This window comes from Mesorhizobium terrae (genome assembly GCF_008727715.1).
Lineage (GTDB): Bacteria > Pseudomonadota > Alphaproteobacteria > Rhizobiales > Rhizobiaceae > Mesorhizobium > Mesorhizobium terrae.
This window is the reverse complement of record NZ_CP044218.1, coordinates 5554800-5568557: the sequence shown is the minus strand read 5'-3', so window position 1 is coordinate 5568557 and position 13758 is coordinate 5554800. Positions and strand designations below refer to the sequence as shown.

General features: G+C 64.2%; 11 protein-coding genes. 7 read left to right on the top strand and 4 right to left on the bottom strand.

Translation table 11 applies throughout. The annotated features are described in order from the left end of the window. The first annotated feature begins 490 nt into the window (after positions 1 to 490). The 4 genes from FZF13_RS27940 (at position 491) to cysQ (ending at position 6265) form a co-directional block, all read left to right on the top strand. Complete coding sequence (locus FZF13_RS27940; protein WP_024925215.1) at positions 491 to 1831, top strand: DUF2793 domain-containing protein; 1341 nt, start codon at positions 491 to 493, stop codon at positions 1829 to 1831. Positions 1832 to 2603: 772 nt separating this feature from the next. Continuing rightward, a complete protein-coding gene (cysD, locus tag FZF13_RS27935; protein WP_024925216.1) occupies positions 2604 to 3509 on the top strand; it encodes a sulfate adenylyltransferase subunit CysD in 906 nt (301 codons plus the stop codon). Positions 3510 to 3511: 2 nt separating this feature from the next. Then, complete coding sequence (gene cysN, locus FZF13_RS27930) at positions 3512 to 5449, top strand: sulfate adenylyltransferase subunit CysN (protein WP_024925217.1); 1938 nt, start codon at positions 3512 to 3514, stop codon at positions 5447 to 5449. A gap of 42 nt (positions 5450 to 5491) precedes the next feature. Next, positions 5492 to 6265, top strand: coding sequence for a 3'(2'),5'-bisphosphate nucleotidase CysQ (cysQ, locus tag FZF13_RS27925; protein WP_036254906.1), 774 nt, complete (start codon positions 5492 to 5494; stop codon positions 6263 to 6265). A gap of 51 nt (positions 6266 to 6316) precedes the next feature. On the opposite strand, the gene FZF13_RS27920 is transcribed toward cysQ, so the two are convergent. The 4 genes from FZF13_RS27920 to FZF13_RS27905 form a co-directional block, all read right to left on the bottom strand. After that, on the bottom strand, positions 6317 to 7456 hold the full coding sequence (locus FZF13_RS27920) for a DegT/DnrJ/EryC1/StrS family aminotransferase (RefSeq protein ID WP_024925218.1): 1140 nt from the start codon (positions 7454 to 7456) through the stop codon (positions 6317 to 6319). Between the two features lie 261 nt (positions 7457 to 7717). After that, positions 7718 to 8641: a carbohydrate kinase family protein gene (locus FZF13_RS27915; protein WP_024925219.1), complete on the bottom strand. Its 924-nt coding sequence runs from the start codon at positions 8639 to 8641 to the stop codon at positions 7718 to 7720. Between the two features lie 5 nt (positions 8642 to 8646). Further along, positions 8647 to 9084, bottom strand: coding sequence for an RbsD/FucU family protein (locus FZF13_RS27910; protein WP_024925220.1), 438 nt, complete (start codon positions 9082 to 9084; stop codon positions 8647 to 8649). A gap of 2 nt (positions 9085 to 9086) precedes the next feature. Further along, on the bottom strand, positions 9087 to 10235 hold the full coding sequence (locus FZF13_RS27905; RefSeq protein WP_137901073.1) for an ROK family transcriptional regulator: 1149 nt from the start codon (positions 10233 to 10235) through the stop codon (positions 9087 to 9089). Between the two features lie 293 nt (positions 10236 to 10528). Between FZF13_RS27905 and FZF13_RS27900 the strand changes: the two genes are divergently transcribed. The 3 genes from FZF13_RS27900 to FZF13_RS27890 all read left to right on the top strand — a co-directional run bounded on the left by FZF13_RS27900 (position 10529) and on the right by FZF13_RS27890 (position 13752). Continuing rightward, positions 10529 to 11560: a sugar ABC transporter substrate-binding protein gene (locus FZF13_RS27900; protein WP_137901058.1), complete on the top strand. Its 1032-nt coding sequence runs from the start codon at positions 10529 to 10531 to the stop codon at positions 11558 to 11560. A 321-nt stretch (positions 11561 to 11881) separates the two neighbouring features. Continuing rightward, entirely contained in the window at positions 11882 to 12964 is a 1083-nt protein-coding gene (locus FZF13_RS27895; RefSeq protein WP_024925223.1) for an ABC transporter permease, read from the top strand. Continuing rightward, the gene (locus FZF13_RS27890) at positions 12961 to 13752 is read left to right on the top strand and encodes an ATP-binding cassette domain-containing protein (protein WP_024925224.1); all 792 of its coding nucleotides are present in this window, start codon (positions 12961 to 12963) and stop codon (positions 13750 to 13752) included. Before FZF13_RS27895 ends, FZF13_RS27890 begins: the two co-directional genes overlap by 4 nt. Positions 13753 to 13758: the final 6 nt, after the last annotated feature.

Below are 13758 nucleotides of genomic sequence, written 5' to 3'. Positions count from 1 at the left end.
CCTTAGGCCGAGGGCGGAACGAAGTTCGCCACTGCGGAAGATCGAGCTATCAGTGTTTTGTGTGTTGATTGGAATGTTGAGGGGATTTTCAAATAATACTCCGGTTATGTGAAATTAAATTGCTACGCAATTTAATTTCACGATCGCCGTGCAATGATTTAATGTATAAATTTATATATATTGAATGATTGTGATTTAATGAAGTGAAATCGGGTGTATTTTTTTTTAAGGTCGTATTTCGTGGTATCTTGCGCAGTTGAGCGCGGCAGTTTCATGCGGGTCTCGTATCAGAACCTTATTCCTTCCCGTTCAATCATGAGCTCGCATTGCTTCTCGGCGCCATGTGAATACGCCCCACCTCTCATGACCGTCGGCGAAAAATTTCGCCCCACGAAAACAGCCGTTTGCGACAAATCTACTGACATCGTGCCTTTGATTTTATTCACCACCACTGCCGCGCCCGCAAAATCGGGCAAACGCAGAGGGTGCCATGAGCGAACAGACCAAACTTCTCGAACTTCCCTACATCCTTCCTTCGCAAGCCCAGAAACACGTCATCCACAATGAGGCGTTGCGTCGGCTGGACGCCGTCGTGCAACTTGCGGTGCTCGACCGTGACCTCGCCGCACCGCCGGCAAGTCCGCAGGAGGGCGACCGCTATCTGGTCGCTGTCTCGCCGACGGGTGCCTGGGCGGGCAAGGCCGGCATGATTGCCGCCTGGCAGGACGGCGCCTGGGCCTTCCTGGTGCCACGGCGGGGCTGGCTGGCCTGGGTGGCGGACGAGACACGGCTCCTTGCCTTCGATGGCGGTGTCTGGGCCGCGGTCGGCGAGGCCACCTCGCTGCAGCGGCTTGGCGTCAACGCCACCGCCGATGTCACGAACCGCCTCGTGGTGCGTTCGGAGGCGGTGTTGTTCGACAATGTCGGCGCCGGCCATCAGGTGAAGGTCAACAAGGCAGGCGCCGGCCACAGCGCCACCGTTTTGTTCCAGACCGGCTATTCGGGCCGCGCCGAATTCGGGCTCGCCGGCGATGACGACTGGCGCGTCAAGACCAGCGCCGATGGTGCGAGCTGGAACGAGGCGCTGGTCGCCGACAAGGGCACGGGCGCGGTGCGATTTCCGGCCGGCGTCGAGCATGCCGCGACGCGCAAGCCACTGAGCGGCATGATCCTGACGCCCGGCGGCGATGGGCAGGTGTCGATCTTGCGGCTTTCGCGCACCCGCAGCCAGGATCCGCGCCAGGCGACGTTGTCGGCGGTCGCCGGAAGCGTGCTGACGCTGGCCGCCAACGACGCAGACCTGTTCTTCGACACCACGATGCGCGACGTCTCCTATGTCAGGGTGTGGAATGTCTCCAAGGCGGCAGCGCAGCCGGCGTGGATCAAGTGGAACCCGGCCGCCAACCAGCTTCAGGTCACCAGCGCCGCGGACGTGGCGGGATGGGTGGCCGGGGAAGTTGTCCAGCTTGGCGATATTGCCGGCCGGCCTGGTGTTCCCGCCGGCTTTACCCGTGGCTATGCGCTGGATATCTCGCCCATGCTGCAGAACCAGTTGGGCGCCGTGTTCCGCCAGGCGGCGATCACGTTCAGATGCGATGTGCAGGGCATCGGCACAAGGGTCGGCGTTCTCTTGTCGCGCGATACCGGCGCGGGGTCGTTTTTCGGCGGCAACAGCCTGTCCGACGGCGCGGTCAACACCACCATGCACATCGTGCCCACCACGCAATTGTCACCGGTTTCGAACTCGAACCTCGTTTATGTGCGCGAGGACGGCAATGGCGCCAACACGCTGGGAGCGACCACCATCTCGGTCTGTGGTGTCTGGGTCTGACGGGGGATGGGGTGCCTATCCCGCTTCTGGTGTGCCGCGTGCGATACTCCTGCGAACGACAGGGCAATGGCATATGGCGGCTGCCAATCTTGGCGTCGGGCGGTTGAAGCTCGTCATTCCCGACCTCGTGAGGGAGCGAAGCGACCGGAGAGTGTCGGGAATTCATGCCGGAACATCTCCGTCATGGGCCCTCCAGACGGGAAAACTGAAAAATGTAGAGTTCGCCCTGCCCTCCAGCATTTTTTTTGCAGTTCCTCGGTCACGGCATGGATTCCCGACACTCTCCGCTCCTTCGTCGCTCACGAGGTCGGGAATGACGAGGAGCCTCTGCACCCATCTTGAAACCATGTGCGATAGCTCTCCCGTGAACGGGGAGGGGCGGCGTGCTGGCCCGTCCCTACGGCCCGCTCCCTGCCAAGCGGGGACAGATGCACCCCGTAGAAGAGGGGAAGGCTGATGCCGGCCTTGTTCGCTTGCCCTGATCCGCGGCGGCGCGGACGCCGCGTCATCGTGGAAACAGAACGATCCAATCGAAGCAGGCAGTGCTCGCGCACGTCAGGCCGTAGAGAATTTCCAAGAACGGCCATTTGCGCGAAAAATTCAACTCATTGCGCAAGGCGAAAGAGCCTTGGCAATGTTGGCGACAGCGGTTTCTACCGTTAGAAGGTGACAGGTTCGGCAGCCGGCCAAGAACCGCGACAGCTTGTTCCGCCAGCGGTTGTTCGTTCCTATCTATCCCGTGGCGGGGCCGCGGCGACCAGAGACCCAATCGATGAACATGGCACTCACCCATCTCCAGCGGTTGGAAGCCGAGTCCATCCATATCTTCCGCGAGGTCGCGGCGAATTTCTCCAAGCCGGTCATGCTTTATTCGGTCGGCAAGGATTCCTCGGTGCTAATGCACCTGGCGATGAAGGCCTTTTATCCGGCCAAGCCGCCATTTCCCTTCCTGCATGTCGACACCACCTGGAAGTTCCGCGAGATGATCGCCTTTCGCGATCACATGGCGGAAAAGCTCGGCTTCGACCTTTTGGTGCACGTCAACGAGGACGGCGTGCGCGACAACATCAACCCGTTCGACCACGGTTCGAACGTGCACACCCACGTCATGAAGACGGTTGGGCTGCGCCAGGCGCTCGACAAATACGGTTTTGACGCGGCCTTCGGCGGCGCCCGCCGCGACGAGGAGAAATCGCGCGCCAAGGAGCGCATCTTCTCTTTCCGCAACGCCGCCCACGCCTGGGACCCGAAGAACCAGCGGCCGGAAATGTGGAACATCTACAACACCCGCATCGCCGCCGGTGAATCGATCCGCGTCTTTCCGCTCTCCAACTGGACCGAGCTCGACATCTGGCAGTACATCCTCCAGGAAGATATCCCGATCGTGCCGCTCTACTTCGCCAAGGAGCGGCCGGTTGTGGAACGCGACGGCATGCTGATCCTGAAGGACGACGACCGCATGAAGCTGAGGCCCGGCGAGACGGTGGAAAACCGTCTGGTGCGCTTCCGCACGCTGGGCTGCTATCCGCTGACCGGCGCCATCGAGTCCGACGCCGACACGTTGGAAGCCATCGTCGGCGAGATGCTGACGGCGCGCACTTCCGAGCGCCAGGGCCGCCTGATCGACCGCGACGAAGCGGGCTCGATGGAAAAGAAGAAGCGCGAGGGTTATTTTTGACGATGCGTCATGTACCGGCAAAAACCCTGGCGCCCAGCAGCGACGTGCGCGACTATCTGGCCGCGCAGGAGAAGAAGTCGCTGCTGCGCTTCCTCACCTGCGGTTCGGTGGACGACGGCAAGTCGACGCTGATCGGTCGCCTTCTGTCCGACACCAAGCAGATCTTCGAGGACCAGCTCGCAGCCCTTGAGCGCGATTCCCGCAAGCACGGCACCACCGGCGAGGATATCGATTTCGCGCTTCTGGTCGACGGCCTGGAGGCCGAGCGGGAGCAGGGCATCACCATCGATGTCGCCTACCGCTTCTTCGCCACGCCGAAGCGCAAATTCATCGTCGCCGACACGCCCGGCCACGAACAATATACGCGCAACATGGCGACCGGCGCCTCCACCGCCGATCTCGCCATCGTGCTGATCGACGCGCGCCAGGGCGTGCTGCGCCAGACCCGGCGCCACTCCATCATCGCCTCGCTGCTCGGCATCCGCCACATCGCGCTGGCGGTGAACAAGATCGACCTGGTCGACTTCGACCGCGTCACCTTCGATCGCATCGTTGCCGAATATCGCGATTTCGCCCGCGATCTCGGCTTCGAAAGCATCGCACCCATCCCGATGTCGGCGCGCTTCGGCGACAATGTCTCGGCGCGCTCCGAACGCATGGCCTGGTATCAGGGCCCGACACTGATCGAGCATCTCGAGACGGTGCCGGTCGACAGCGCCGCCGCCGGCCAGCCGTTCCGTTTCCCGGTCCAATATGTCAACCGGCCGAACCTCGACTTCCGCGGTTTCGCCGGTACCGTCGCTTCCGGCACCGTTGCGCGCGGCGACGAGGTCGTGGTGGCCAAGTCCGGTCGCGCTGCACGCGTCAAGCGCATCGTCGCCCATGGCGGCGACCTCCAGCAGGCCGTCGCCGGCCAGGCGGTGACGCTGGTTCTGGACGAAGAGGTCGAGGTCTCGCGCGGCAACATGCTGGTGCAGGCGGACGCCCGCCCGCAGGTGGCCGACCAGTTTGCCGCCAATCTGGTCTGGTTCGACGAACAGGCGCTGTTGCCCGGCCGCTCCTACATCCTGCGCACCGAGACCGACCAGGCGAGCGCGACCGTCACCGAACTGAAGCACCGCCTCAACATCAACGATTTCTCGCACGAGGCGGCGAAGTCGCTGGAGATGAACGAGGTCGGCGTCGTCAACATCTCGACGCGCACGCCGCTGGTCTTCGACGCCTTTGCCGAGAACCGCTCGACCGGCGCCTTCATCCTGATCGACCGCATCACCAACGCCACCGTTGGCGCCGGCATGATCCAGCACGCGCTGCGCCGCGCCGAGAACATCCACTGGCAGTCGCTCGACATCGACAAGCGCGCCCGCGCCGACATGAAGCACCAGCGGCCGGCGGTGTTCTGGTTCACCGGCCTGTCGGGTTCGGGCAAGTCGACCATCGCCAACCTGCTCGAGAAGAAGCTGGCCGCCACCGGCCGCCACACCTATCTGCTCGACGGCGACAATGTGCGCCACGGCCTCAACCGCGATCTCGGCTTTACCGATGCCGACCGTGTCGAGAACATCCGCCGCGTCGCCGAGGTGGCCAAGCTGATGGCAGATGCCGGCTTGATCGTGCTGGTCTCCTTCATCTCGCCCTTCCGCGCCGAGCGGCGCCTGGCGCGCGAACTGATGGCCGGCGGCGAGTTCGTCGAGGTGTTCGTCGACACCCCGTTCGAGGAATGCGCGCGGCGTGACCCGAAGGGCCTCTATGCGCGGGCAATGCGCGGTGAGATCAAGAACTTCACCGGCGTCGATTCGCCTTACGAGCCGCCGGAAAATCCGGAAATCCGTCTCGAAACCGTCGGCCGCACGGTCGAGGAGATGGTGGATATTCTGGACGACTGGCTGGCCGAGCGCGACAAGGCCGAAACGCAATATGAGAGCGGCGGCGGCATCTAGATGAGCGCGGCCCACATAGCAGAAGAAGCGGCCGACGCGGCGATGCTCGTCGTGTTCGAAAGGCTGGCTCTCGTTGCCGGCCAAGCCATCATGCGCATCTTTCACGAAGGCTGCGCCGTCGATGCCAAGGCCGACGCCTCGCCGGTGACGATCGCCGACCGCGAGGCGGAGGTGATCATCCTGGCTGGCCTGCGCGACGCCTATCCGGCCATTCCTTGCGTGGCGGAAGAAGAGGTCAGCGCCGGCATTTTGCCAGAGGCGCTGGGTAACGCCTTCTTCCTGATCGACCCGCTCGACGGCACCAAGGAGTTCGTCAAGCGCGGCAACGACTTCACCGTCAACATCGCGCTGGTGCGCCATGGCGCGCCGGAAGTCGGCGTGGTCTTCGCGCCCTGTTCGGGGCATCTCTATCTTGGCCGGCCGGGCAGGGCGGAAGTAGCGGAGGTCGATGCCGGTTTCGCTGTCGGTTTGCGGCGCGAGATAACAGTGCGCCGGGCGGGTTCGCCGCTCGCTGTCGTCGCCAGTCGATCGCACCGCACGGCGGAGACCGATGCCTATATCGCGACGCTGGGCGAAACCGAGATCGTCTCGGTGGGATCGTCGCTGAAATTCTGCCTGCTGGCGCAAGCTTCGGCAGACGTCTATCCCCGCTTCGGCCGCACCATGGAATGGGACACAGCGGCAGGCGATGCGGTGCTGCGCGCCGCCGGTGGCACCACGCAGACGCTTGACGGCACGCCACTCGCCTATGGCAAGCGCAGCCAGCCGCACGACGCGGATTTCGCCAACCCGTTCTTTATTGCCCGGGGAAGGTAATGAGGTTTTTCCGTCTCCCGCTTGCGGGGAGACGGAGACCCGAAGAGGCGGCTACTCGGCCGCCTGCGCTGAATTCGAGCCGATATAGTTGCGGATCGTCTCGATGACGCGGTCCTGGTCGGATGTGCTGAGATACGGGTGCATGGGTAGACACAGGATGCGCTTCGGCAGGTCTTCCGACACGGTGAGCCCGGTCGGCGTGCGCGGGAAGTGGCGATAGGCCACCTGCTCGTGCAGCGGCTTCACGTAATAGATGACCGAGGGAATGCCCTTTTCCTGCAGATGCGCCTTCAGCCCGTCGCGCTTCGGCGTCTCGATGGCGTATTGCGCCCAGGCCGAGCGGCTGCCGTCGAGATTGCGCGCGGCGGTGACGATGTCGCCGAGGCCTTCGGCATAACGGGCAGCCACCTTCTGTCGGGCGATCATCTCGTCCTCGAGGATGGCGAGCTTCTCGATCAGGATCGCCGCCTGCAGCGTGTCTAGGCGCGAATTGATGCCGACATGGACGTTGTCGTATTGCGTCGCGCCCTTGCCGTGGAAGGCGAAGGAACGCAGCTTGTCGGCGAGCGCCGCATCGTTGGTGAACATGGCGCCGCCATCGCCATAGCAGCCGAGCGGCTTGGCCGGGTAGAAGGAGGTGCCGGCGACATGGCCGAAGGCGCCGCATTTGAGACCGTCGGCGGTGCCGCCGATCGACTGGGCGGCGTCCTCGATGACCAGAAGCTTCTCGCGCTTGGCGATCGCCATGATGGCGTCGTAGTCGGCGGAAAGGCCGAACAGGTCGACCGGGATGATCGCTTTCGGCGTCAGGCGGCCCTCGGCCTTGACCATGGCGATGGCTGCTTCAAGGCTCTCGATGTCGATGTTGTAGGTCTTGGCGTCGACATCGACGAAGACCGGCTCGGCCTTGGCGAGCGCGACGACCTCGGCGGTGGCGGCGAAGGTGAAGCTCGGCACGAACACGGCGTCGCCAGGCCCGATGCCGGAAGCATAGAGCGGCAGGAGCAGCGCGTCGGTGCCGTTGGCGCAGGCCACCACATGCTTGACGCCGACATAGTCGGCGAGCTTGGCTTCGAATTCGGCAACCTGCGGGCCGAGGATGTATTTGCCGTCTTTGACGACGCGGTCGATCGCCTGCGTCAGGCGGTCCTGGATACGCTCGCGCTGTGCGCCAAGATCGATGAACTGCATGTCGGCCCCAATATTTGCCTGATAACGCGCCGCTGGTAACAGAGTTGCACGGCGCCGAAAAGCCGCGCGGGCAGGGCGCGACCACAGGCAGCAGCCGGCCATGTTACCCGGTTCCTGGCGCGATGAGCCGGCAAAGGCCGGATTTACAGGCGTTTCCGGCCGTTCGCGGGCGGCGAGGCGAGCGTCGGCCGCCGGATCGAAACATAATGTGATTGGCGAAGTCCGCTTTGGCGAGCCCGACCGAGATCGACCCGGCGTATCTCAGGCGAGTTCGCGCCGCCAGGGCGGATTGGCGCCGGCGCGGGAGACCGTGATGGCGGCAGCTTTGACGCTGAAGGCAAGCATTGTGCGGATCTGTTCCTCGGACAGCGTGGCGATCGCCTGTTTGGAAAGCAGGCCCTGGTCGCGCAGCGAGGCGAGGATGCCGGCATTGATGGTGTCGCCGGCGCCGACCGTGTCGACGACGGTGACCGGCGTTGCCGGCACCGAGACGGCATGGCTCTTCGAAAAGGCCAGCACACCCTTGGCGCCCTGCGTGACCACCATCAGGCTGGGGCCGAGCTGTAGCCAGCGCGCGGCGATTTCCTCCAGCGAGCCGCTCTCGCCGAACCAGTCGAGGTCCTCGTCCGACAGCTTGACGATGTCGGCCATGGCCAGCATGCGCTTCATGCGGGCTAGGTGTTTCGGCTTGTCCTTGATGAAGTTCTTGCGGATGTTGGGATCGAACATCATCACCCGCTTGCCGTGCTCGCGCCGCATCAGCGCCTCGTAGGTCGCGCCGCAGGGCTCCTGGATCAGGCTGACGCAGGAAAAATGCATCGCCTCGACCGCGTCGCCGACTGCTGGCAGGTCGGATTCGACCAACATGCGGCCGGCGGTGTTTTCGTCGTAGAACAGGTAGCTGGCGTGGCCGCCGCTGAGGCGCACGAATGCCAGCGTCGTCGGCAGGTCGGCGAATTTGATGAAATCCAGCGTGACATTGCTGGCAACCAGCGCGTCGCGCAGCATGTCGCCATAGAAGTCGGTCGAGATGCCGGTGAAGAAGCCGGCCGGCAGGTCGAGCCGGCCGAGCGCGACCGCCGTGTTGAACACTGCGCCGCCGACATAAGGCGCGAAGGCCGCTTCGCCGGCGGTGGTCTCGCGCGGCAGCATGTCGATCAGGGCCTCGCCGCAGCAAAGGATCATGGGCGTCAGGCTCCGGTCGGGTAGATGACGCCCTTGCGGACGACGATGTTGGCGTAGAGTCTGGGTTCGGAGGTCGCGACGATGACATGCGCGGCCTTGACCCTGGCGTAGAAGTCGGCACCGGGCAGGGCGACGACCTTGCGGCCGGGCGCGCGCCGGGCGCATACCGCCTCGATCTCGCCATGCACAGGGTCGACCAGCTTCGGGTCGCCTTTGGTGGAGGAGCGGAACAGCGCCTCTTCGACGAAATCGTCCACCGGCAGCACGGTGAGAATGGCGTCCAGCACCGGGATCAGGTCGAGCCCGTCGGCGCGGATCAGCCGCTTGGCCTGTTCCTCGGCCGGATAATTGCCGTCGACGATGGCGATCTCGTCGCCATGGCCCATGGCGCGCAGGACGGCCAACAGTTCGGGGCCGAGCAGGGAAGGGATTCCAATGAGCATAATCAGGACGTTCCGGATGCCGAGGGTGGGCCAACAAGGAAGCGTTCGGACAGCGGCAGGCTGGCGCCGCCGAGCGCGCGGGCGTGGATGCCGACTGTGCCTTCGCGCACGGCGGGCAGCTTGAGGCCTTCGGCGTCGATCCGGCCGATCGCCGCGTTGACGGCCTCGACCAGGCTGCGGCGCACGGGCGCGGGCAGCCAGCCGTCGATCACCGCCTCCTCGAAATCGATTACAGAGGCGGCAGCGACGATGGCATAAGCAAGTGCCGCGGCCGCGTTCGCCACCCAGCTCTCCAGCTCGGGGCCGATCTCGCCCCAGTCCTCGGGCGAAGTCCAAAGATGTTGGGCGTCGATGCCGCGTTGGTTGAGGGTTTTCTCCAGCGTGGCGATGGAGGCAACGTCGATGAGCTGGATTGGCCTGCCGTCCGGCCCCGGAACCGGCATCGAGCCCAGCGCGCCGGCATTGCCGGTCGGGCCGCTATAGATGCGGCCGTTGAGCACCACGCCGCCGCCGGCAAAGGCGCCGATGTAGAAATAGACGAAATCGCGCACGTCGGAGACATTGCCGAACACCAGCTCCGCGCCGCAGGCCGCCGTTGCGTCGTTCTGCAGATAGACGGGGAAATCGCACAGCGCCTGGATGTCGGAGCGGATGTCGCGGTGGCGCCATTCCTCCATCACCGAGCGCGGCGCGCCGGCCGCGTCCGCCCAGCTCCACAGTTCGAATGGCACGGCGATGCCGAGGCCGGCGACGCGACGATCCTGTGCAGGCGTCAGATCCGCCCGCAGCTTGGCGACGCCCTTGGCGACGAAATCGACGGTCTCCGACGGTTCGGGATAACGATAGGAATGGTGCAGCATGGCGCGCACCTTGCCAAGGAAGTCGATCAGCACCAGTTCGGCGCTGCGGCGGCCGATCTTGAGGCCGATGAAGAAGGCGCCTTCCGGGTTGAGCGCCATCGGGATTGAGGGCTGGCCGATGCGCCCGCGCAGCGGCTCGCGCCTGACCAGCAGGCCCTCGTCCTCCAGTTCGCGCATGATGACGGAGACGGTCTGCGCCGAAAGGCCGGTCATGCGGGCAATGTCGGATTTGGCCAGCCCGCCATGCTGGCGCACGAGCGAAAGCACCAGCCGCTCATTGTGGTCGCGCATGCCGCTCTGGTTCGTGCCGCGATGAAGACGGCTCGCGGCCGGCTCAGACGAACCGTGCTTTTGAACGCCGTCGTCCAAACGCTCCTCCCTCCGGTCTTTTCTTGTCTGACTTTTGGCCGAGAATGTGCCGGCTCCGCAAGTGTGTCAATAATAAATAAGAGTGATTTAATTATTGACTCATGTCGATGTTTGGTGTTTCGTTCGTGCCAGGCGCTCCACCGGGAAGGCATTCGGGCGCCGTGGCGCAATGCCCGGCAGGCGGGCCGCCAATCTTGGTTCTGGGAGGAGTACCTATGCGAATTTCCGTTTTGAAGACGTCCGTGTTCTGCGCGGCGGTTGCCGCGCTTGCCGCCTTCACCGTTCCCGCTTCGGCGGCCGGGGTCGGTGCGTGCCTGATCACAAAGACCGACACCAATCCCTTCTTCGTCAAGATGAAGGAAGGCGCCACCGCCAAGGCGAAGGAACTGGGCGTCAACCTGAAGACCTATGCTGGCAAGATCGACGGCGACACCGAAAGCCAGGTCGCGGCGATCGAAAGCTGCATCGCCGACGGCGCCAAGGGCATCCTGATCACCGCTTCCGACACCAAGGGCATCGTGCCGACCATCAAGAAGGCACGCGACGCCGGCATCCTGGTGATCGCGCTCGACACGCCGCTGGAGCCGGCAGACGCAGCGGATGCCACCTTCGCCACCGACAACCTGCTCGCCGGCAAGCTGATCGGCCAGTGGGCCGCCGCCACACTGGGCGACAAGGCCAAGGACGCCAAGGTAGCCTTCCTCGATCTCACCCCGTCGCAGCCGACCGTCGACGTGCTGCGCGACCAGGGCTTCATGATCGGCTTCGGCATCGACCCCAAGGACCCGACCAAGATCGGCGACGAAACCGATCCGCGCATCGTCGGCCACGACGTCACCAACGGCAACGAAGAGGGCGGCCGCAAGGCCATGGAGAACCTGCTCCAGAAGGACCCGAGCATCAATGTTGTGCACACGATCAACGAGCCGGCCGCTGCAGGCGCCTATGAGGCGCTGAAGGCCGTCGGCGTGGAAAAGAACGTGCTGATCGTGTCGGTGGACGGTGGTTGCCCGGGCGTCAAGAACGTCGAGGCCGGCATCATCGGCGCCACTTCGCAGCAATATCCGCTGCTGATGGCTTCGCTCGGCGTGGAGGCGATCAAGAAGTTCGCCGACAGCGGCGAGAAGCCGAAGCCGACCGAAGGCAAGACCTTCTTCGACACAGGCGTGGCGCTGGTCACCGGCAAGCCGGCCAAGGGCGTCGACTCCATCGACGTCAAGACCGGCCTCGCCAAGTGCTGGGGTTGATCTGAACGCCTGACGGCGTGACAGTGTCTGGCGCATCGGCCCGAAAGTCGGATCCGATTTTCGGGCCAATATGCAGATTGAAAGTGTTGGAGCGTTCCGTGCGTCCAGATGGACGCGCGGCGCTCCAGCAGGGTGCCTCGAAGGCGGAGCGCCCTATCTTCCGGACGTCTTCTTCTCCTGCCGGGGAAGGTGATTGCAGACCAGCAACTCGCGTGTCGGTTTTTGACGCGAGGCTGGTCGGAGGACAGGGCATCGGCACGTCGACGGGCATTACGTTGGGCGTATGACGGGGGCAGAGATCCCCGATCGGGAGGAGCCGACATGACCGACGCTTCGGCGGACGCCAGGCGACCGCAGGAATTCGAAAAGGTACTCACCGGCGCCGACACGGCGGTGGCTGATTTCGACACGCACACACGTTCGAGCGTGGAGAAGGTGCAGCACTTCCTGCATTCCAATCCGGCTGCGGTGCCGCTGATCGTGCTGGTGGTCTCGGTGCTGATCTTCGGCGTCATCATCGGCGGCAAGTTCTTCTCAGCCTTCTCGATGACGCTGATCCTGCAGCAGGTGGCGATCACCGGCGTGATCGGCGCGGCGCAGACGCTGGTCATCCTGACGGCCGGCATCGACCTTTCGGTCGGCGCCATCATGGTGCTGTCGTCAGTGGTGATGGGCCAGTTCACCTTCCGCTACGGGTTGCCGCCCTCGCTGGCGATCCTGTGCGGCTTCGGCGTCGGCGCGTTGTGCGGCTGGATCAACGGCGCGCTCGTCGCCTATATGAAACTGCCACCCTTCATCGTTACGCTCGGCATGTGGCAGATCGTTCTGGCCTCGAACTTCCTCTATTCGGCCAATGAGACGATCCGCGCCCAGGACATCGAGACACAGGCGCCGATCCTCCAGTTCTTCGGCACCAATTTGCGGATGGGCAATGCGGTTTTCACCTATGGCGTCATCGCCATGGTGCTGCTGGTGGCCATCCTCTGGTATGTGCTGAACCACACCGCCTGGGGCCGCCATGTCTACGCGATCGGCGACGATCCGGACGCGGCGGAACTGTCCGGCGTACGCGTCAAGCGCATACTGGTCTCGGTCTACATGCTGGCCGGTCTGATCTGCGCGCTCGGCGGCTGGCTGCTCATCGGCCGCATCGGCTCGGTATCGCCGACCGCCGGCCAGTTCGCCAACATCGAATCCATCACCGCGGTGGTGATTGGCGGCATCTCGCTGTTCGGCGGCCGCGGTTCCATCCTCGGCATGCTTTTCGGGGCGCTGATCGTCGGCGTCTTTTCGCTCGGGCTGCGCCTCATCGGCACGGACCCGCAATGGACCTATCTGTTGATTGGCGTGCTGATTATCAGCGCCGTCGCCATCGACCAGTGGATCAGGAAGGTCGCAGGATGACCGGACAGCCAGAACCCATTCTCACCGCGCGCGGACTGGTCAAGCGTTATGGCCGCGTCACCGCTCTGAACAATGCCGATTTCGATCTCTATCCGGGCGAAATCCTCGCCGTCATCGGCGACAACGGCGCCGGCAAGTCGTCGCTGATCAAGGCGATTTCCGGCGCGGTCACGCCGGACGAGGGCGAAATCCGCCTGGAGGGCAAGCCGGTGCAGTTCAAATCGCCGATGGAGGCGCGCAACGCCGGCATCGAAACGGTCTACCAGAACCTCGCTCTGTCGCCGGCGCTGTCGATCGCCGACAACATGTTTCTCGGCCGCGAACTGCGGAAGCCCGGCATATTGGGGTCGTGGTTGCGCATGCTCGACCGCACGGCGATGGAGAAGCGCGCGCGCGAAAAGCTGACGGAACTCGGCCTGATGACCATCCAGAACATCGGCCAGGCGGTCGAGACGCTGTCCGGCGGCCAGCGCCAGGGCGTTGCGGTGGCGCGCGCCGCCGCCTTCGGCAGCCGTGTCGTCATCATGGACGAGCCGACGGCGGCACTCGGCGTCAAGGAAAGCCGGCGCGTGCTGGAACTGATCCTCGACGTGAAGCGGCGCGGCCTGCCCATCGTGCTGATCTCGCACAACATGCCGCATGTCTTCGAGGTGGCCGATCGCATCCATATCCACCGGCTCGGCCGGCGGCTGACCGTCATCAACCCGAAGGACTATTCGATGTCGGATGCGGTCGCCTTCATGACCGGGGCCAAGGCGCCGCCGGAGATGGCAGGGGCCGCTGCCTGAGTTCCT